The sequence below is a fragment of the Caulobacter sp. CCG-8 genome (genome assembly GCF_037402475.1).
GTDB lineage: Bacteria > Pseudomonadota > Alphaproteobacteria > Caulobacterales > Caulobacteraceae > Caulobacter.
Genome location: NZ_JBBEUD010000002.1, coordinates 256,478 through 274,146, shown reverse-complemented (window position 1 = coordinate 274,146; position 17,669 = coordinate 256,478). Strand labels below are relative to the sequence as shown.

20 protein-coding genes and 1 tRNA gene are annotated in these 17,669 nt (G+C 71.0%); 10 read left to right on the top strand and 11 right to left on the bottom strand.

Annotated elements, in window-relative coordinates; translation table 11 throughout:
* Positions 1-158: 158 nt before the first annotated feature.
* Entirely contained in the window at positions 159-551 is a 393-nt protein-coding gene (locus tag WAE60_RS02795) for an SRPBCC family protein (RefSeq protein ID WP_337684864.1), read from the top strand.
* Positions 552-650: 99 nt separating this feature from the next.
* Here WAE60_RS02795 and WAE60_RS02790 read toward each other — a convergent pair whose 3' ends face one another.
* From WAE60_RS02790 to WAE60_RS02780, 3 genes are read right to left on the bottom strand one after another with little or no spacing between them, the layout of a single operon-like run.
* Positions 651-1,166 (bottom strand): hypothetical protein, encoded by a 516-nt coding sequence (locus WAE60_RS02790; RefSeq protein ID WP_337684863.1) that lies wholly within the window; start codon positions 1,164-1,166, stop codon positions 651-653.
* Between the two features lie 57 nt (positions 1,167-1,223).
* Positions 1,224-1,868, bottom strand: coding sequence for a DsbA family oxidoreductase (locus WAE60_RS02785; protein WP_029917258.1), 645 nt, complete (start codon positions 1,866-1,868; stop codon positions 1,224-1,226).
* 12 nt (positions 1,869-1,880) lie between these two features.
* Complete coding sequence (locus WAE60_RS02780) at positions 1,881-3,206, bottom strand: diguanylate cyclase (RefSeq protein ID WP_029917257.1); 1,326 nt, start codon at positions 3,204-3,206, stop codon at positions 1,881-1,883.
* A 208-nt stretch (positions 3,207-3,414) separates the two neighbouring features.
* Between WAE60_RS02780 and WAE60_RS02775 the strand changes: the two genes are divergently transcribed.
* Together WAE60_RS02775 and WAE60_RS02770 are read left to right on the top strand one after the other, a co-directional pair.
* On the top strand, positions 3,415-4,542 hold the full coding sequence (locus tag WAE60_RS02775) for a CaiB/BaiF CoA-transferase family protein (protein WP_337684862.1): 1,128 nt from the start codon (positions 3,415-3,417) through the stop codon (positions 4,540-4,542).
* A 239-nt stretch (positions 4,543-4,781) separates the two neighbouring features.
* Positions 4,782-5,732 (top strand): YihY/virulence factor BrkB family protein, encoded by a 951-nt coding sequence (locus WAE60_RS02770; RefSeq protein WP_051696096.1) that lies wholly within the window; start codon positions 4,782-4,784, stop codon positions 5,730-5,732.
* Here the strand turns inward: WAE60_RS02770 and WAE60_RS02765 are convergent.
* The 4 genes from WAE60_RS02765 to WAE60_RS02750 form a co-directional block, all read right to left on the bottom strand.
* Positions 5,704-5,937, bottom strand: a complete 234-nt coding sequence (locus WAE60_RS02765; protein ID WP_337684861.1) for a sulfurtransferase TusA family protein — start codon at positions 5,935-5,937, stop codon at positions 5,704-5,706. The genes WAE60_RS02770 and WAE60_RS02765 overlap by 29 nt on opposite strands.
* Positions 5,930-6,667: a 16S rRNA pseudouridine(516) synthase gene (locus WAE60_RS02760; protein WP_337684860.1), complete on the bottom strand. Its 738-nt coding sequence runs from the start codon at positions 6,665-6,667 to the stop codon at positions 5,930-5,932. Before WAE60_RS02760 ends, WAE60_RS02765 begins: the two co-directional genes overlap by 8 nt.
* Positions 6,664-7,581 carry a class I SAM-dependent methyltransferase gene (locus tag WAE60_RS02755; RefSeq protein ID WP_337684859.1) on the bottom strand — a complete coding sequence of 306 codons (918 nt, stop codon included), beginning with the start codon at positions 7,579-7,581 and terminating at the stop codon, positions 6,664-6,666. Before WAE60_RS02755 ends, WAE60_RS02760 begins: the two co-directional genes overlap by 4 nt.
* A 19-nt stretch (positions 7,582-7,600) precedes the next feature.
* Positions 7,601-7,690, bottom strand: a tRNA-Ser gene (locus tag WAE60_RS02750).
* A gap of 142 nt (positions 7,691-7,832) precedes the next feature.
* Here WAE60_RS02750 and WAE60_RS02745 point away from each other — a divergent pair.
* Genes WAE60_RS02745 through WAE60_RS02715 form a run of 7 tightly spaced genes read left to right on the top strand, consistent with a single transcriptional unit; the run spans position 7,833 to position 15,529 of the window.
* Positions 7,833-8,837, top strand: coding sequence for a septal ring lytic transglycosylase RlpA family protein (locus WAE60_RS02745; RefSeq protein ID WP_029917247.1), 1,005 nt, complete (start codon positions 7,833-7,835; stop codon positions 8,835-8,837).
* 54 nt (positions 8,838-8,891) lie between these two features.
* Positions 8,892-9,518, top strand: coding sequence for a dTMP kinase (gene tmk / locus WAE60_RS02740; RefSeq protein ID WP_029917245.1), 627 nt, complete (start codon positions 8,892-8,894; stop codon positions 9,516-9,518).
* A 3-nt stretch (positions 9,519-9,521) separates the two neighbouring features.
* The gene (locus WAE60_RS02735) at positions 9,522-10,526 is read left to right on the top strand and encodes a DNA polymerase III subunit delta' (protein WP_029917244.1); all 1,005 of its coding nucleotides are present in this window, start codon (positions 9,522-9,524) and stop codon (positions 10,524-10,526) included.
* Between the two features lie 4 nt (positions 10,527-10,530).
* A complete protein-coding gene (locus WAE60_RS02730) occupies positions 10,531-11,310 on the top strand; it encodes a TatD family hydrolase (protein ID WP_337684855.1) in 780 nt (259 codons plus the stop codon).
* Positions 11,307-12,110 carry an MBL fold metallo-hydrolase gene (locus WAE60_RS02725; protein ID WP_029917241.1) on the top strand — a complete coding sequence of 268 codons (804 nt, stop codon included), beginning with the start codon at positions 11,307-11,309 and terminating at the stop codon, positions 12,108-12,110. Before WAE60_RS02730 ends, WAE60_RS02725 begins: the two co-directional genes overlap by 4 nt.
* A gap of 34 nt (positions 12,111-12,144) precedes the next feature.
* Positions 12,145-14,829, top strand: a complete 2,685-nt coding sequence (locus WAE60_RS02720) for a sensor histidine kinase KdpD (RefSeq protein WP_337684853.1) — start codon at positions 12,145-12,147, stop codon at positions 14,827-14,829.
* Between the two features lie 7 nt (positions 14,830-14,836).
* The gene (locus WAE60_RS02715; protein ID WP_029917236.1) at positions 14,837-15,529 is read left to right on the top strand and encodes a response regulator; all 693 of its coding nucleotides are present in this window, start codon (positions 14,837-14,839) and stop codon (positions 15,527-15,529) included.
* A gap of 53 nt (positions 15,530-15,582) precedes the next feature.
* Here WAE60_RS02715 and WAE60_RS02710 read toward each other — a convergent pair whose 3' ends face one another.
* The 4 genes from WAE60_RS02710 to WAE60_RS02695 form a co-directional block, all read right to left on the bottom strand.
* Positions 15,583-15,777, bottom strand: a complete 195-nt coding sequence (locus WAE60_RS02710) for a hypothetical protein (RefSeq protein ID WP_029917234.1) — start codon at positions 15,775-15,777, stop codon at positions 15,583-15,585.
* Positions 15,777-15,959 carry a hypothetical protein gene (locus WAE60_RS02705; RefSeq protein WP_337684852.1) on the bottom strand — a complete coding sequence of 61 codons (183 nt, stop codon included), beginning with the start codon at positions 15,957-15,959 and terminating at the stop codon, positions 15,777-15,779. The genes WAE60_RS02710 and WAE60_RS02705 overlap by 1 nt, the downstream gene beginning before the upstream one ends.
* Positions 15,956-16,207 carry a hypothetical protein gene (locus WAE60_RS02700; protein ID WP_337684851.1) on the bottom strand — a complete coding sequence of 84 codons (252 nt, stop codon included), beginning with the start codon at positions 16,205-16,207 and terminating at the stop codon, positions 15,956-15,958. The genes WAE60_RS02705 and WAE60_RS02700 overlap by 4 nt, the downstream gene beginning before the upstream one ends.
* Before the next feature lie 116 nt (positions 16,208-16,323).
* Complete coding sequence (locus tag WAE60_RS02695) at positions 16,324-17,607, bottom strand: alginate lyase family protein (RefSeq protein WP_337684850.1); 1,284 nt, start codon at positions 17,605-17,607, stop codon at positions 16,324-16,326.
* Between the last annotated feature and the right edge of the window lie 62 nt (positions 17,608-17,669).

The following is a 17,669-nucleotide window of genomic DNA, read 5'->3' as shown; positions in this document are numbered from 1 at the left end:
CAAGAGACAACTTAAGGGTGTCATACTACGGGGGATCGGTTGGGCTTGCTTATTTTCTTGATCGACCGGCCCTCGGCCGCGACGACCGGGTCCGGATCCCGCCAGCCAGGCCGACGCGGATTTGCCAGGGTCGGGGAAACCTCAGGAGGAGTTTTCCCATGGCTGCCGTCACCAAGTCCGTCGATGTCGCCGTCGCGCCCGCCCAGGTGTGGGACGCGGTGCGCGACTGGGGCCGCGTCCATCAGCGCCTGTGTCCCGGCGTGCTGACCGACTGCCAGGTGGAGGAGGGGGCCCGGACCGTCACCTTCGCCGGCGGCCTGGTGGCCCGGGAGCTGATCGTCGCGGTCGACGACGAGACCCGCCGCCTGGTCTGGTCGGTGGTCGGCAGTCAGCTGCTGAGCCACCACAACGGCGCCATGCAGGTGCTGGACGAAGGGTCGGGCAGCCGCATCGTCTGGACCGCCGACATCCTGCCGCACGACGCGGCCGAGCGGGTGGCCGGCTTCATGGACCTGGGCTGCGCGGCGATGAAGACGACGCTGGAGGGGTGACGCGCCGACGGGGACATGCGCATGCGCGTGTCCCCAGGTCTCGGCTCAGTGAATGCTGATGGGGACACGCCGCGAGCGCATGTCCCCGGCTTGAAACGCTCAGGCCGCCGCCTTCGCCGCCCGCGCCTCGCGCAGCAGGCCCCAGGCCCGCAGGCCCATCTCCACCCGCGACACGGCCAGCAGGCCCACGCCCAGCACGATGAAGCCGTCGGTGATCAGGGCGGCGCTGACGTGCCAGGCCGAGGCCTCGCTCTCGATCAGGGCGCGCAGGGCGAAGCGGACGACGAACAGGCCCAGCAGGAACAGGATCGCCGCCGGCGACGGCTTGATGTTCAGCACGTGGGTCTCGGGATCGATGGCGATCGGCATCAGCTTGCCGCGCCACCAGCCGATCGCCGCCCCCACCGCGAAGATCGCCGCCAGCCAGGCCCAGTCCAGGCCGTGGGGCGGGAACTGCAGCAGGACCGCGACCATGGCCGCGACCAGCAGGGCGGGCATGATCCAGATCAGCTCCAGCTTGAACGGCCGTTCGCGGGTCATGCCGCGGAACCGCAACGCGAAGATCACGGCGACGACGGCGATGGTGATCGCCATCTGGATGCTGGAATGGTTCATGAGACGCCCCCGAAAAAGACCGCTGACAACGCGGTTTCCGCCGGGGAGATTGTCGAGCTAGGCCGTTTGTTCAAGGGCCTTGTCGATGGCCTCGGCGATATTCTCCGGGCTCTCGGCGCCGACCACCGCCAGCTTGCCGCCGAAGATCACGAACGGCACGCCGGTGACGCCGCCCTGGACGGCCATGGCGTGCTCGCGGGCGATCACGTCCTTGTCGGCGCCTTCGGACAGCAGTTTCAGGATCAACACCGGGTCCATGCCCGCCGCCTCGCCGATCTGCGCCAGCACCACGGGATCGCCGATGTCGCGGCCTTCCGTGAAATAGGCGGCGAACAGGGCCTCGACCACGGCGTCCTGCCTGCCCGCCCCATGCGCCCAGCGGATCAGCCGGTGGGCGGCGCTGGTGTTGGGCGACAGGGCGATGGCGTCGAAGTCGAAGACGATGCCTTCCTCGGCCCCGGCCTCGACCAGGGCGGTATGCACGGCCTTCAGCTTCAGGGCGTCCTTGAACTTGCCGGCCATATAGGCTTTGCGGTCAACACCTTCCTCGGGAAGGCTCGGGTCCAGCTGGTAGGGCCGCCAGACGACCAGCGGCTCGACGTCCGGACGCAGGGCCAGGGCCGACTTCACGCGACGCCAGCCCAGATAGCACCAGGGGCAGACGACGTCGGCGACGAGGTCGATCAGCAACGGCTGGCCCATGGAGGTTTCCTCTTACGCGGAGTGGCGCTGCAGGGCCTGGGCGGCGGCGCGTTCCAGGGCGTGGACCGCGCTCTCGCCGGCCTCGATCTGGGCCACGCCGATGTCGAACTCGCAGACGAACGGCGGACGGTCGTCGCCGGCGTCGAAGGCGGTGCAGCCGATCACCGCGGCGATCCGCTCGGCGGCGGCCCGTCCAGCGGCCGCGTTGGTGGCGGGCAGGGCCAGGGCGAAGACCTCGGGCGCCAGGCGGGCGGCGGTGTCCTCGACGCGGACCAGGCGGCCGACCATCGAGCCGATCTGCGGGATGGCGCGGTCCAGCCAGCCGTTCTTGCGGGCCCAGACGGTGTCGGGCTTGTCGGCCACCCGCAGCACGCAGATCGACAGGGGCCGGGCCCGTTCGCGGGCGGCGGTGGCCAGGCGCACCAGGTGGGCGGCGAACAGGTCGCGGGTGAACAGGCCGGTGGCGGCGTCCATCAGGCCCGAGCTGCGGGCCTTCTCCAGGGCGCCGCGGATGGCTTCGCCCCGGCGATAGTTGCGGGCCAGCTCGATGACCCGCTTGGCGGTCTCGATCTCGGCCGTCTCCGGCGAGGCGACGTCGGACACCCCGCGATGGAAGGCGTCCGACATGGTCACGTAGCTCTCGGCCTTCAGGTACAGCAGGGCCGGGATGTGGAAGAGGCGGGTGTTGCGTCGCATACCCGCCGCGATCGACAGGGCTTCCTGCTGATTGTCGCCGGCCCACAGCACCACCGCGTCGAAGGCGCGCTCGTGCAGATAGTCGAAGGCCGTATAGGCGGTGAAGGCGCCGACCACGTCGGCCCCGCTGCGGGTCAGGGCGTTGGACAGGGCCAGGAACTGCGGGGCCGGCTCGCCGATGGCCAGGATGCGGAACGGCTCGGCCTGGGGCTCGGGCAGGTCCAGCCGCCGGCCGCGATCGCCGAAGGTGGCCAGGCGGAGCTCGAACTCCTCTTCGGCGATGGCGGTGCGGACCAGGCTCTCCAGGCGCAGCACGGCCTGGCTGGGATGCAGGGGCGGCGACAGGGTCAGGTCGAAGGCCTGGTGGTTGGCCTCGGTCCCCGGCTCGCCGATGGCGATGACCGGCAGGCGGCGCGGGGCCACCGCGGCCTTCAGGCGGCGAGACAGGGAATGGGCGTCGGGACCGGCGCTCTCCAGGTCGACGATCACGGCCTCGATGTTCAGGTCGCCCAGGGCGGCGAGGGCGGCGTAGGGGCCGCGCGCGGTGATGGTCCGCCAGCCGAGCTTGTCGAGCCCTTCGGACAGCGGCCCGGCGCGAGCATCGTCGCGCGCCACGATCAGGATTCGGGCGTTCACCGCCAACTCAAGCCTCCGCCCCGGATACCGGTATCGCTCGACGACGCGGCGTCCTCGAGATTCGACGTTGCAACATAGCAGAGGCCGCAACGCCTCATAGGTCCGCATCGCCGCAGGCCTGTGAACGGATAAACGCTCTTGCCTGACCGAAGGGCAGGGTCGTTCTAGTGGCTTGGACGATGAAGCGCCGCGAGAGTCGGCCGGGAGGAACGTCATGGCCCAGGGTCCGCTGTCCGGCCTGAAGGTGCTGGAATTCGCCGGGATCGGCCCGGGGCCGTTCTGCGGCATGCTGCTGTCGGACCTGGGAGCCGACGTGGTGCGCATCGACCGCAAGGGCTCGGGGCGCAGCTCGCCCGCCGACGTCACGGCCCGGGGCCGCCGCTCGGTGGCGCTGGACCTGAAATCGCCGGCCGCGGTCGAGACCTGCCTGAAGCTGATGGAAGGCGCCGACGGGATCATCGAGGGCTTCCGGCCCGGCGTGATGGAGCGGCTGGGCCTGGGTCCGGACGTCGCCCTGGCCCGCAATCCCAGGCTGGTCTACGGCCGCATGACCGGCTGGGGCCAGACCGGCCCCTACGCCAAGGCCGCCGGCCACGACATGAACTACATCGCCATCACCGGCGCCCTGGCCGCGATCGGCACGCAGGACAAGCCGGTGCCGCCGCTGAACCTGGTGGGCGACTTCGGGGGCGGGGCGCTCTATCTGGCCTTCGGTCTGCTGGCCGGGGTGATCCACGCCCGCGCGACGGGGCAGGGCCAGGTGATCGACTGCGCGATGAGCGACGGCGCGGCCTCGCTGATGGCCATGTTCTACGGCTTCAAGGCCGGCGGCATGTGGGGGGACGGAAGGCGGACCAACCTGCTGGACGGCGGGGCGCACTTCTACGACACCTACCAGTGCTCCTGCGGCCGCTGGATTTCGATCGGCTCGATCGAACCGCAATTCTACCTGCTGCTGCTTGAAAAGACGGGGATCACCGACCCGCAGTTCCAGCACCAGATGAGCCGCGAGGAGTGGCCCCAGCTTCGCGAGAAGCTGGCGGCGGTGATCGCCACCAAGACCCGCGACGACTGGTGCGCCCTGATGGACGGCACCGACGTCTGCTTCGCCCCGGTCCTGACCATGGACGAGGCGCCGACCCACGCCCACAACGCCGCCCGTCAGACCTTCGTGGAGGTGGCCGGCGTCACCCAGCCGGCCCCGGCCCCGCGCTTCTCGGCCACGCCCGGCGCGATCCAGGGCCCGCCGCCCAAGATCGGGGCCGACAACGACGCGGCCCTGGGCGACTGGGGCTTCTCGGCCGAGGCCATCGCCGATCTGAAGGCCCAGGGCGCGCTCTAGGAAGGGCGCCCCAGAGACCTTCCCTGACGACGCCATTCAGGTGCGGTTCAGCCGGAGGGGCCTAAACCTGATCCTGCAACCGGCCGTCGCGCCACCCGTCCCTCGATGCGGCGTTCGGTTCAGGTTCGTCCTGCGGAGGCCCGCCGCTTTCCCTGAAGCGGCGGGTCTTTGTCGTTGGACTCCATGTTTTTTCGGCGGCGCGCTTGCGTCAAAGCGGCGCCGAGGCCAGTTTCCGCCGCATGAAATCCCCCCAGGACCGCCTTCGCTTTCGGGACCTCGACCTAGATCCGATCCATTGGGTGACCGAAACCCTCCGCGTTCTGGGCCTGGCCCTGCAGCGTCTGTGGGGCCGCGACGTCATGCTCTACGTCGGCGGCGTCTCGTTCTTCATCCTGCTGGCGGTGTTCCCCGGCCTGGCCATCCTGATCGGCCTGTTCAGCCTGCTGCTGACCCCGGAACAGGCCGCCTTCCAGGCCGACAAGCTGTCGTTCCTGATGCCGTCCGGCGCCCGGCCGATCTTCCAGAGCGAGCTGGCCCGCCTGGCCCACGCCCCGGAGAAGGCCATCTCCGCCCAGAGCGCCGTGGTGCTGGTCATCGGCCTCTACGCCGCCCATCGCGGGTTCAAGGCCCTGCTGGCCGGCCTGTCCTTCATCCATGACGAAGAGGACCAGCGCGGCTTCTTCGGCTTCAACTTCATGGCCCTGGTGGTGCTGGTCGCCGCCTTCGGCCTGCTGTTCGTGATGTCGGGCGTCTTCCTGACCTTCCGCCTGCTGGCCAGCACCCTGAACCTGCGGCCCCTGGCCGGCGCGTCGTGGATCCAGAGCGAGTGGACCTGGGCCAGCCTGGGCCTGCTGGTCGGCATGACCCTGATCTACCGCTACGCCATGTCGCGCGAGCCGGTCGGCTGGCGCGCCTCATCGACCGGCGGGTTCGCCGCGGCGGTGATGTGCGTGTTCATGTCGTGGGCCAGCGCCTTCTATGTCGAGCAGGTGGCCCATCTGGGCGCGACCTACGGCTCGATCTCGGCGGTGATCATCTTCCTGATCTGGCTGTCGTGGAGCGTCAACGCCGTGTTCTTCGGCGGCGCCCTGGCCACCGAGATGGAGATCGCGCTGGACGAGCGGCCCCGGGCCCTGCTGGAGGGACCCAAGGCCATTCCGCTCAAGGCGCCTTCGCCACCAGAAAGCTGATCGCGCCGTTCGGGGCGTCGACGACCTCCAGCACCGTGGCCCCGGCGCTGGCGGCGAAGTGCGGCACGTCGATGCGGGCCAGCGGGTCGTCGGCCAGCAGGCGGACCAGACCACCGGGCGGCGCGTCCTCCAGGGCCCGGCGCAGGCGCAGGGTCGGCACCGGGCAGCGGTGGCCGCGGGCGTCCATCAGGCGCTCTTCAGACATCGAAGACCTCCTCTGCCTGGGCCGCCGTCAGGATGCGGTGCTGGCCCGGCTCCAGGTCGTCGGGCAGGGCGATCCCGCCGATCCGCTCGCGATGCAGGCCAACCACGTGGTTGCCCACGGCGGCGAACATCCGGCGCACCTGGTGATAGCGCCCTTCGGTGATCGTCAGCCGCGCCTCGCGCTCGCCCAGCACCTCCAGGGTCGCCGGCAGCAGGGGCTTCTCCTCGCCCTCCAGCATCAGGGTCCCGCTGGCGAACGCCGCGCCCTCGGTTCCGGTCAGCGGCCGGTCCAGCGTGGCGCGATAGACCTTGGGCACGTGGCGCTTGGGCGAGATCACCCGGTGCAGGAAGTCGCCGTCGTCGGTGATCAGGATCAAGCCCGAGGTGTCCTTGTCCAGCCGCCCGACGCTCGACAGGGCCGGGTCGCGGATCTGCCAGCGCTTGGGCAGCAGGTCGTAGATGCGCTCGCCGTCCTCGCGGTGCGAGCAGACCACGCCCAGCGGCTTGTGCATGATCAACACCAGGGGCGCTGGCGGATCAACGGAAACGCCGCGGATCTTCATCCGCTGCGGCAAGTCGGCGGTGACGGCGATCTTCTGCCCCGAGTCCTTGATGGCCAAGCCGTCCAGCACGACCTTGCCGGCCGAGACCAGGGCCTGGACGTCGCGCCGGCTGCCGTAGCCGAGATTGGCCAGCAGGCGGTCCAGACGCGCCATCAGGGCTTTCGTCACTTGCGGGCCTCGTAGACCTTGAACCCGCCGGCGTCGGCCACGGGACGGACATTCTTGAAGTGCTCGTTCAGCACCGCCTCGTAGGGCAGGTGGCGGTTGGCGACGATCCACAGCACGCCGCCCTTGCGCAGCATGCCGGCCGCCGAGGTGATGAAGGTCTGGCCCAGGCCCTTGTCCTCGACGCCGGTCTCGTGGAACGGCGGGTTGGTCACCACGAAATCCAGGCCCGTGGCCAGGTCGCCGCCGCGCCGGGCGTCGGCCTGCACCACCTCGACGCGCGGGTCGTTGACGTTGCGCTTGGCCGCCTCGACCGCCCGGCGGTCCAGGTCGACCAGGGTCAGCTTGGTCACCTTGGGCGAGGTCAGGACGGCGTGGGCCAGCACGCCGATGCCGCAGCCCAGGTCGACGCCGGCGCCGGCCAGCGGCGGCAGGGCTTTGAGCAGCAGGGCCGAACCCGGGTCCAGGCGGTCCCAGCTGAACACGCCGGGCTGGGTCCATAGGCCGTCGCCGTCCAGCCGGCGCGGCGCGCCCTCGGCCACGGCGGCGTCCAAGCCGACGGGCGCGGCGGGCTTGAGGGCGACGCAGATCCGCTGGTGGCGCTTGGCGCTCTCGCCGACGACGCAGCCGAACGCGGTCAGCTCCTTGTTCATCCGCAGGCCGCCCCGGTCCTTGGGGGCGAGGGCGGTCAGGCGCCCCTCGACCTTCAGCGCCCGCAGGGCCTGGGCCAGGACGTAGCGCCGCTCGGCGACGCCGGCGGGGGCCTGGATCACGATCTCGTCCAGCGCGCCGTCGGCCAGGTCGGCTAGGTCGGTCGAGCCCACCACCAGCGGCGAGGTCTGCACGGCGCCGCCCGGGACATCGACGATGTCGAAGGACGGGGAACCGTAGACGGCTGCGCGGACGGTGTCGGACATGATCTGGTCTCGGGAGATGTGGCGGGCAGGGTGGGATTCGAACCCACGGTGGACTTTCACCCACGGCGGTTTTCAAGACCGCTGCCTTAAACCACTCGGCCACCTGCCCGGAGCAGGGGCCTATATCAGCGGTCGCGCGCCGGCTCTAGTCCGTTTGCGGTTCGTTTGGTCGCACCTTTAGTTAACCAGACCTCAAGCCTCCTGAACGACCCTGCTTTCTGATATACAACCTTCAGGAGGGCGGCTGGGTCATGGGAGGCGAGGCGCGAGGCGACTTCCGTCTGCTGCGCGGCGTGGCCGTGGCCGCCTTGGGCTGCGCCGGTCTGGCCGCCTGCGCCACGCCGCTGCCGACCCGCCTGCCTCAGGCCACCTCGACCGCCAGGCCCTATTCCGGACCCCCGCCGCCGGGCTCGACCAACGGCCTGCGCGGCACGGAGAAGCCGTATCAGATCAAGGGCATCTGGTATTATCCCAAGGCCGATCCCGACTATGACGAGAAGGGGATCGGCTCGTGGTACGGCGAGCAGTTCCACAATCGCCGCACGGCCAACGGCGAGATCTTCGACATGGACCTGCCGTCGGCGGCCCATAAGACGCTGCCGCTGCCCAGCATCGTCGAGGTCACCAACCTCGACAACGGCCGCAAGATGCAGGTGCGGGTCAACGACCGCGGTCCGTTCGTCGACGGCCGGATCATCGACCTGTCCAAGGCCGCCGCCGAGCAACTGGGCTACGGGCGGGCAGGCGTGGCCCATGTCCGCGTCCGCTACATCGGCCCGGCCGGCAAGACGCCCTTCGACCAGCGCCGCATGATCGCCTCGGCCGCGCCGCCCCCGCCGGAACCGCGCTACACCCCGCCGGCCAAGCCCCGCGTCTACACCACGGGCCTGCCGCCGGCCCAGCCGGCCTGGGACGCCCCGCCGCCGCCCAAGGCCGCCGATCCCGACTTCGTGCCCTATGCGCCGCCGACGCCCGCGCCGGTGGTCCCGGCCGAGCCCGCGCCGGTCCTCGCCAACGCCGGCGTGGAAAGCGCCTATCGTGTCCAGGCCGGTTCGTACGCCAGCCGCGCCAACGCCGAGCGCGCCGCCGCCCAGCTGAGCGGGGCGGGCGAGGCCTCGGTCGAGTCGGTGGAACGCGCCCAGGGCACGCTGTATCGCGTCGTGGTCAAGGCCGGCCCGGACGAGGCCGAAGCCTTCGGCGTGCGCGATCGCGTGGCTTCGATGGGCTTTTCCGACGCCACGGTGCTGCGGCCCTAGAGCTCCCCGCGATCGCCTCTGGACAAGAGGTGCGTTACGGCCGATTTGAAGCCCGTGACGCGTGGAACCTTCATCAGTTTCGAGGGCGGCGAGGGGGCTGGAAAGTCCACCCAGATCCGCCGCTTGGCCGAACGCCTGAAGGCGGACGGCGCCGACGTGGTGCTGACCCGCGAGCCGGGCGGCAGTCCGGGCGCCGAACAGATCCGCGACCTGATCCTGAACGGCGACGTCGACCGCTGGTCGCCGGTCACCGAGACCCTGCTGATGTACGCCTCGCGGCGCGACCACATCGAGCGGGTGATCCGGCCGGCCCTGGAACGCGGGGCCATCGTGCTGTGCGACCGCTTCGCCGACAGCACCCGCGCCTATCAGGGAGCCGGCGGCGAGGCGCCGATCGGCCTGATCAAGGCGCTGGAGGAGCACGTCCTGGGCGGTACGGTCCCAGACCTGACCCTGATCTTCGACATCCCGGCCGAGACGGGCCTGGAACGCGCCCTGGCCCGGGGCGGCGAAGCCCGCTTCGAGTCCAAGGGCCTGGACTTCCACAAGCGCCTGGGCGAGGCCTTCCTGGAGATCGCCCGCCGCGAACCCGAGCGCTGCGTGGTGATCGAGGCGGACGACGCGATTGACGCGGTCTGGGCCGACGTCTGGGACGCGGTGTCCACGCGGCTGGGCCTCTAGGTCATGGACGCGCCTCCGCATCCCCGCGACGTGTTCGCCATCGACGGCGTCGAGGCCGCCGAGCTGGCCTTCCTGGACGCCCTGGACCGCGGCCGGCTGCACCACGCCTGGCTGCTGACCGGCCCCGAGGGCGTGGGCAAGGCGACCCTGGCCTACCGCATGGCCCGCCGCCTGCTGGGCGCGCGGCCCGATCCCGCCTTCGGCGCCCTGGGCTCGGCGCCCACCGACTTCGTCAGCCGCCAGGTCGCCGCGCGCTCGCACCCGGACCTGATGGTGCTGGAACGCGAGACCGACGACGGCAAGGCCCGCAAGTCGATCCCGGTGGACGAGGCCCGCCTGCTGCCGGCCTTCTTCGCCAATTCGCCCGCCGTCTCGCCTTATCGGGTGGCGATCATCGACGCGGCCGACGACCTGAATGTCAACGCCGCCAACGCCGTATTGAAGACTCTTGAAGAGCCGCCGCCGCGCGGGGTGATCCTGCTGATCAGCCACTCGCCGGGCCGGCTGCTGCCGACCATCCGCTCGCGCTGCCGCCGGCTGGTGGTGCCCGCGCCGCATCTGAACCTGGCCGCGTCGATGGTCCAGCAGCGGGCCGGCGTCTCGGCCCACGACGCCGATCGCCTGTCCCGGATGGCCAAGGGCGCGCCGGGCCGGGCGCTGCAACTGGCCGCCGCCGGGGCCATCGAGGCCGACGACGCGGCCGGCGAGATCCTGCGCAAGCTGCCCGACCTGGACGAAGGCGCGCTGCTGGCCATGGCCGACACCTTCCGCGGCGCCGAGGGCGTCCAGCGCTTCGAGCTGCTGTTCGACCGCCTGGGCGACCAGATCCACGCCATGGCCACCGGCATGGCCGGCGAGCGCACCCCGGCGGGCCTGGACCGCTGGGTGGCGGCCTGGGAGAAGATCGTCCGCGCGCCGGGCGAGGCCGAGGCGGTGAACCTCGACCGCGCCGACGTGTTCTGGACCGCGATCATGGACTTGCGCGCCGCCGCCCGGGCGGCCATGTGACCGAATGCTCATCGACAGCCACGTAAACCTGCACGCCCACCAGTACGACGAGGACCGCCAGGCGGTGATCGACCGCGCCCGCGAGGCCGGGATCGAACTGATGGTCACCATCTGCGACAAGATTCCGTCGTTCGAATCCGTCCATGCCATCGCCATGGCCAATGACGACATCTGGTGCACAGTCGGGGCCCACCCGCACGAGGCCAAGGACCATGTCGACCTGACCACCGCGCGTCTGGTCGAGTTGGCCGGCCGCCCGAAAGTGATCGGCATCGGCGAGACGGGCCTGGACTTCCACTACGACCTCAGCCCGCGCGACGTGCAGGCCGACGTCTTCCGCGCCCACGTGGCGGCGGCCCGCCAGACCGGCCTGCCGCTGGTGGTCCACACCCGCGAGGCCGACGACGTGATGGGCGCGATCCTCGAAGAGGAACACGCCAAGGGCCCGTTCAAGATCCTGATGCACTGCTACACCAGCGGCGCCGAGCTGGCGAAGCGGGCGGCGGCGCTGGGGGCGTGGTTCTCGGTCTCGGGCATCGCCACCTTCAAGCAGGCCCAGGACGTGCGCGACATCATCGCCGACATGCCTGCCGACAGGATCATCCTCGAGACCGACTGTCCGTACCTGGCCCCCGTGCCGATGCGCGGCCGCCGCAACGAGCCGGCCTATCTGCCCCATGTGCTGGACAAGCTGGCAGAGATCCGGGGCTGGACCCGGGCCGATGCGGAACAGCGCACCGAGGACGCCTTCTTCGCCCTGTTCGACCGGATCCCGCGCAAATGACCGGAAAGCTGGAGTTCACGATCCTGGGCTCCGGCTCGTCGGGCGGCGTGCCACGCGCCGACGGCAACTGGGGCGATTGCGACCCCGCCGAACCGAAGAACCTGCGCACCCGCTGCTCGATGCTGGTGCGCCGGCCTGGAAGCGATCCGGCGGCCGAGACCACTGTCGTCGTCGACACCGCCCCGGACTTCCGGCTGCAGGCGGTGAGGGCGGGGGTCAGGCGCGTCGACGCCTGCCTGTTCACCCACGACCACGCCGACCAGGCCCACGGCATCGACGACCTGCGCCCGTTCTTCCTGAACGCCCGCAAGCGCGTGCCGACCTATATGGACGCCTACACGACCGCCAGCCTGGAGCGGCGGTTCGACTACGTCTTCAAGAGCCAGGGCGGCTATCCGGCGATCTGCGACCCGCAGCTGATCGCGCCCCACGGCCAGGCCTGGGAGATCGACGGCCCCAGCGGCGCGATCCCGGTCACCACCTTCGACGTCGATCACGGCGAGATCCGCGCCGTCGGCTATCGCTTCGGGAACGTCGCCTACACCCCCGACGCCATCGGCTTTCCCGAGGAGAGCTGGGCGGCGCTGAGCGGCCTCGACGTCTGGGTGGTGGACGCCCTGCGCTGGACGCCGCACCCGACCCACGCCCATGTGGGCCTGGCGCTGGAGTGGATCGCCCGCGCCAAGCCGCGCCGCGCCATCCTGACCAATCTGCACATCGACCTGGATTTCAACGCCTTGGCGGCGAAACTTCCGCCAGGGGTCGAGCCCGCCTATGACGGCATGCGCTTCGAAGCCTGATCGCCTAGACTGTCCTCCTCCCCGGAGACTCGCCTTGCCCGCCGACGCTTCCGACACGAACCGCCCCGATCCGGAGGCGCTGCTGGCGGCCGCCAACCGGGCGGGCCGGGGGCGGCTGAAGGTGTTCCTGGGCATGGCCCCGGGCGTGGGCAAGACCTACGAGATGCTGCGCGCCGCCCGCCGCCGCAAGGCCGACGGCCAGGACGTGCTGATCGGCCTGATCGAGACGCACGGCCGTCGCGAGACCGAGAGCCTGCTGCGCGGCATGGACGTGCTGCCCCGCAAGCCGATCGATCACCGCGGCCACGTGATGATGGAGTTCGATCTCGACGCGGCCCTGGTCCGTAAGCCGGCCCTGCTGCTGGTCGATGAGTTCGCCCATTCGAACGCCCCGGGATCGCGCCATCCCAAGCGTTGGCAGGACGTCGAGGAGCTTCTGGCCGCCGGCATCGACGTCTGGACCACCCTGAACGTCCAGCACCTGGAGAGCCTGGTCGACGTGGTCCAGCGCATCACCGGGGTGCGCCAGCGTGAGACGGTGCCCGACAGCGTCCTGTCGCGGGCCGACGCCATCGAGGTGATCGACATCACCCCCGACGAGCTGCGCGAGCGGCTGGGGGAGGGCAAGGTCTATGTGCCCGAGACCGCGCGGCTGGCCTCGGAGAACTTCTTCAAGGTCGAGAACCTCACGGCCCTGCGCGAGCTGGCCCTGCGGCGCGCGGCCCAGACCGTGGACGACCAGCTGGTCGCCGCCATGCGCGAGAAGGGCGTCGAGGGCCCCTGGGCGGCGGGCGAGCGCATCCTGGTGCTGGTCGGCGGCGACGCCATGGCCGCCAGCCTGGTGCGCGCCGGGCGGCGGCTGTCGGACATGATGATGGACGCGCCGTGGACGGTGACCCACGTCGAACGCCTCGACCATCCGGTCACGGGCCCGGCGGCGACCGAGCGGCTGCGCGACGCCCTGAAGCTGGCCGAGCAGCTGGGCGGCTCGACCGTGGTGCTCAGCGGGGCCGACATCGTCGCCACGGTGATGGCCTACGCCCGGCGCAACAACGTCACCCAGATCGTCATCGGCAAGTCGGCCGACAGCCGCTGGCGCGAGCTGCTGGGCCGGTCCCTGGCCGCGGCCCTGCTGCGCGAGGCCCGGGGCGCGGCGATCCACGTCGTCACCGAGGCCACCCACGAGCCGGTGGTCGAACCGCCCAAGCGCAGATCGGCGGCGGGCTGGACCGCCTATCTGCTGGCCGCCGGCTGCGTGGCCGCCGCGACGGCGGTGGCCTGGGGCCTGGACGTGGCTTTCGACCGCGTGGACCTGGGGATGATCTTCCTGGCCGCCGTGCTGGCGGCCGGCGTGCTGCGCGGACTGCGGCCCGCCCTGGCGGCGGCGACCGTGGCCTTCCTGGTCTACAACTACATGTTCCTGGAGCCGCGCCATTCGTTCGCCATCGGCGCGCCGACCGACTTCCTGACGCTGATCGTGTTCTGGGCCGTCGCCCTGGCGGCCGGCGGCCTGGCGGGGCGGGTGCGGGACCAGGGCCGCGACGCCCAGCGGCGGGCCTCGGCGGTCTCGGCCCTGCTGGCGGCCAGCCGGACCTTCTCGGCGGCCGCCGGACGCGAAGCCGCCGCCAAGGCCCTGGCCGAGCAGACCGCCGCGGCCGTGGGCGCCAAGGCCGTGGTGCTGCTGCCGACCGGCGGCGAGCTCCAGACGACCGCCGGCGCCCCGACGCTGGACGAGCTGGACGCCGCGCCCATGGCCGCCGCCCGCTGGGCCTGGGAGAAGGGCGAGGCCGCCGGGTTCGGCACCGGCACCCTGCCTCAGACCCGCTGGACCTTCTGGCCGCTGGAAGGCGTGCGCTCGCGGGCGGGCGTGGCCGGGATCGAGGCGGGGGCCATGGCGCCCGGGTCGGAGGACGAACGCCTGCTTCTGGCGCTGCTGGAGCAGGGCGCGGTGGCCCTGGAGCGGGCCGAACTGGCGACCGAGGCGGTCGAGACCGAGACCCTGCGCCGCGCCGACCGCTTCCGCTCGGCCCTGCTGAACTCCATCAGCCACGACCTGCGCACGCCGCTGTCCACGGTGCTGGGCGCCTCCACCACCTTGCTGGACTTCGGCAAGGGCATGACCACGGCGGTGCGCGACGACCTGCTGATCAGCATCCGAGAGGAGGCCGAGCGGCTGAACCGCTATGTCGGCAACCTGCTGGACATGACCCGCCTGGAAGGCGGAGCCCTGCGGCTGCGCACCGACTGGACCGACGTCCGCGACGTGCTGGGGGCGGCCGCCGACCGCGTCTCGCGCCGGCTGGCGACCCGGACCCTGACCCGCGACTTCCCGGTCGAGCTCAGCCTGGTGCGGGCCGACTCCAGCCTGCTGGAGCAGGCCGTCGTCAACATCCTGGAGAACGCCATCGCCTACAGCCCGCCGGCCACCCGCATCGAAATGGCCGCCTACGAGGATCGCGCCAACGTGGTGATCAGCATCGAGGACGAGGGCAGGGGCATCCCCACCGCCGAACTGGAGCAGGTGTTCGAGAAGTTCCGCCGCATGGAGGAGCCCACCGACCGCAGCCAGGGGGCGGGCCTGGGCCTGTCGATCTCCAAGGGCTTCATCGACGCCATGGGCGGGCGCATCGCCGCCGCCAGCCCCATCTACGACGGCAGGGGCACGCGCATCCTGATCAGCCTGCCCAAGGCCGTCGCGACTCCGCATCATCTGCTATGAGCGCCTGATGTCCGCCATCCGACAACGCATCCTAATCATCGACGACGAGCCGCAGATCCACCGCTTCCTCGGCCCGGCCATGGACGCCGCCGGCTATGAGCCCCTGCGCGCCGACAGCGGCCAGGAGGGGCTGCGCGGCATCGCCCTGTGGTCGCCCGACGCCGTGGTGCTGGACCTGGGCCTGCCCGACATGGACGGCAAGGAGGTGCTGGAGAAGGCCCGGGCCTTCTACGACGGCCCGATCGTCATCCTCTCGGCCCGCGACCGTGAGCCCGAGAAGATCCAGGCCCTGGACCTGGGCGCCAACGACTATGTGGAAAAGCCGTTCGGGGTCGGGGAGTTGCTGGCGCGTCTTCGCGTCGCCCTGCGCCAGCGCGGCGCCGCGCAAGGTCCGGTCGCGCCGATCCGGGCCGGGGCCGTCGAGATCGACCTCGAAAAGCGCCTGGTGACCCGCGACGGCGCCGTGGTGAAGGTCTCGCCGCGCGAATACGACGTCCTGGCCCGCCTGGCCCAGGCGCGCGGCAAGGTATTGACCCACAAGGACCTGCTGACCGCCGTGTGGGGTCCGGCCCATGCCCACGACACCCAGTACCTGCGGGTGTTCGTCGGACAGCTGCGGCAGAAGCTCGAGGCCGATCCCTCGACGCCGAAGATGATCCTGACCGAACCCGGCATCGGCTATCGGTTCATCGGGGACTAGGGATCACATGAAGTCCAGGAACAATAACGCCTGAAATTCAGCGGCCTGCGGCCTCAATCGGAGTCTTGGTGACCCGCCAGGGCGGCGACGCCGTCGTTGGTGATCACCCAGCCGCCGCCGTTGCGCTCCGCCAGGCCCAGATCAGTCAGGACCCGGGCGTCGGCGATGTTGATCCAGTCGACCGCCTCGCCGGCCTTCTTGCGGGCTAGGTTCTTCAACGCCACGAGCTGGCCCGGTGAAAGCGTCATCACCGGCCGCCCGCCAGCGGATCGGGCGAGATCGCCGCCCGTCGACCATGCATCCGCTCCAGTTCCTGCTGCATCCTCAGGACCTGGCCGCCCAGGCTGGTGACGTCGTCCTGCAGTTGGGCGTTACGGCGCTTGAGATAGTCGTTCTCCCGGCGCAAGGCCTGAGCTTCCTCGTCGGTCATTGGTCGGCTCCCGCCGCGTCCTGCACGGGAACCGCCCGGATCACGGCCCGCAGCAGCGCGACGCGATAGGCGGATATTCCGGAGGCCTTGAGCTCCAGGCGCGCGCCCTCGGCGATCCGCCCCTGGTGGCGGTTGCCCAGGAACATGGTCTCGGCGCGGATCTCCTGCGCGGTGATCCGATGGATGCCGAGGAGTTCGAGCAGGGCGGTCCAACGCGTCGTCTCGCGCGTGTCCGGGTGGTCGGACATGAAGTCCTTTCAGGCCGGCGATCCCGCATGGCGCGGGGCGATCACGGGCGCCGCCCACTATAGCGCGCCCGTCGCCCAATAGCTCTGGGGCTTTTTCGGATCGCCCCTGGAAAGCCTCAGGGCTTCGGCGCGACCACCAGGCGGCTGAGGTTGGCGGGATAGCGCTGGGCCAGGGCGTCGGCCTTCTCGGCCAGCGCCTTGTCGCCATAGGCGTTCGCGGCGGCCGCGAACAGCGGCAAGGCCTCGGACGAGGCGTCCTCGGGCTTCAGCTCCGGATAGGGGAAGCTGGCCTCCCGGCCCACATAGGGCGCCAGGAAGTCGAACGCCGCGCGCAGGCCGCGACCGTCGGCGGTCCGGTAGCGCCAGAGGTCCAGGTCCACGCATCGCCCGAACTGCGCCGTGCCGACCAGGGCTTCCAGGGCGAAGTAGCTGTAGTGCAGGGCGCGGGTGCGGGTCAGCTCCAGCGGCAACGAGCCGTCCGGCGCGACCTGGGTCGCGATCCGCCGCGCGCCGGCCTCGGCCACGACCTGGCGGGCCACGTCGTCCTGGCGGGCGAACAGCGAGAACCCGGCCAGCTGGTAGTCGAACCAGATGCCATGGTTGTTGGCGGCGGCCTGCTCCTCGCGCCCGTTCGGATCGGTGCGCATCCAGGTCGTGTAGTCGGCGAACCACCGCTCCAGGCCCTTCTGGTCGGCGTCCGACAGCGCCTTGGACGGCGCCAGGAGCCCGACGCCCTCGATCACCCTCAGCAGGCGGTAGGTGTCCAGCACGCCCTCGGCCCGTCCCGTGGTGCGCCCCGGCACGCCCTGGGCGTACTTGGTGTTGGGGTTCATCCGGGTCGCCGGGTCCAGGAACCAGACGCGCAGCAGCTGGGCGGCCTTGGTCGCGTAGCGGGCGTCGTCGGTGAACCAGTAGGCCAGGGACAGGGCCTCGACCGAGGCGCTCATGGCGTCCAGGTCGGTGACGTCGAACGCGTTGGTCGAGCGCTCCGGATTGAACTCGCCGTCGCGGCGGATGTAGGGCTCGCCGTTCGGCTTGGCGGGATCGGGCCACCAGTAGGGGCCCATCGAGATGTAGTCGTGCTTGTCGCCGCTGGGCGGGGTGCGGGTCTTGTCGACGACGGTATAGGTCGGGCCAGCCAGGGCCGCGTCGGCGCGCTTGATCACCGCCGCATAGGCCGGCGCGATCGCGGGGTCGGTCCGGTGCGCCTTGGCGTATCGCAGGGCCTCGGGGCTCCAGCGGAAGGTGCGGCGACCGCCGAACGCCGCGGCCGTCCCGTCACCGCCCTTGCAGACGCCGGCCGGCGCGGCGGGGACCACGGGCTCGGCGGCCCAGGCTTGGACGGCGACGCCCAGCGACAACAGGGCCGCAAGGCCGACGACAGCCGTTTTCGCGCGCATACACCGATCTCCCGACACCTCGACGCACTCTGGAGTCGGCGCCGCTTGGGCGCACCATAGCG

Excerpts from the sequence above, each read along its gene's own strand:
- WAE60_RS02730 (WP_337684855.1), top strand. The coding sequence starts at position 10,531 with ATGCTCATCGACAGCCACGTAAACCTGCACGCCCACCAGTACGACGAG.
- WAE60_RS02770 (WP_051696096.1), top strand. The coding sequence starts at position 4,782 with ATGAAATCCCCCCAGGACCGCCTTCGCTTTCGGGACCTCGACCTAGAT.
- WAE60_RS02755 (WP_337684859.1), bottom strand. The coding sequence starts at position 7,581 with ATGTCCGACACCGTCCGCGCAGCCGTCTACGGTTCCCCGTCCTTCGAC.
- WAE60_RS02765 (WP_337684861.1), bottom strand. The coding sequence starts at position 5,937 with ATGTCTGAAGAGCGCCTGATGGACGCCCGCGGCCACCGCTGCCCGGTG.
- WAE60_RS02790 (WP_337684863.1), bottom strand. The coding sequence starts at position 1,166 with ATGAACCATTCCAGCATCCAGATGGCGATCACCATCGCCGTCGTCGCC.
- WAE60_RS02725 (WP_029917241.1), top strand. The coding sequence starts at position 11,307 with ATGACCGGAAAGCTGGAGTTCACGATCCTGGGCTCCGGCTCGTCGGGC.
- WAE60_RS02715 (WP_029917236.1), top strand. The coding sequence starts at position 14,837 with ATGTCCGCCATCCGACAACGCATCCTAATCATCGACGACGAGCCGCAG.
- WAE60_RS02700 (WP_337684851.1), bottom strand. The coding sequence starts at position 16,207 with ATGTCCGACCACCCGGACACGCGCGAGACGACGCGTTGGACCGCCCTG.
- WAE60_RS02695 (WP_337684850.1), bottom strand. The coding sequence starts at position 17,607 with ATGCGCGCGAAAACGGCTGTCGTCGGCCTTGCGGCCCTGTTGTCGCTG.
- WAE60_RS02745 (WP_029917247.1), top strand. The coding sequence starts at position 7,833 with ATGGGAGGCGAGGCGCGAGGCGACTTCCGTCTGCTGCGCGGCGTGGCC.
- WAE60_RS02795 (WP_337684864.1), top strand. The coding sequence starts at position 159 with ATGGCTGCCGTCACCAAGTCCGTCGATGTCGCCGTCGCGCCCGCCCAG.
- WAE60_RS02775 (WP_337684862.1), top strand. The coding sequence starts at position 3,415 with ATGGCCCAGGGTCCGCTGTCCGGCCTGAAGGTGCTGGAATTCGCCGGG.
- WAE60_RS02785 (WP_029917258.1), bottom strand. The coding sequence starts at position 1,868 with ATGGGCCAGCCGTTGCTGATCGACCTCGTCGCCGACGTCGTCTGCCCC.
- WAE60_RS02735 (WP_029917244.1), top strand. The coding sequence starts at position 9,522 with ATGGACGCGCCTCCGCATCCCCGCGACGTGTTCGCCATCGACGGCGTC.
- WAE60_RS02705 (WP_337684852.1), bottom strand. The coding sequence starts at position 15,959 with ATGACCGACGAGGAAGCTCAGGCCTTGCGCCGGGAGAACGACTATCTC.
- WAE60_RS02710 (WP_029917234.1), bottom strand. The coding sequence starts at position 15,777 with ATGACGCTTTCACCGGGCCAGCTCGTGGCGTTGAAGAACCTAGCCCGC.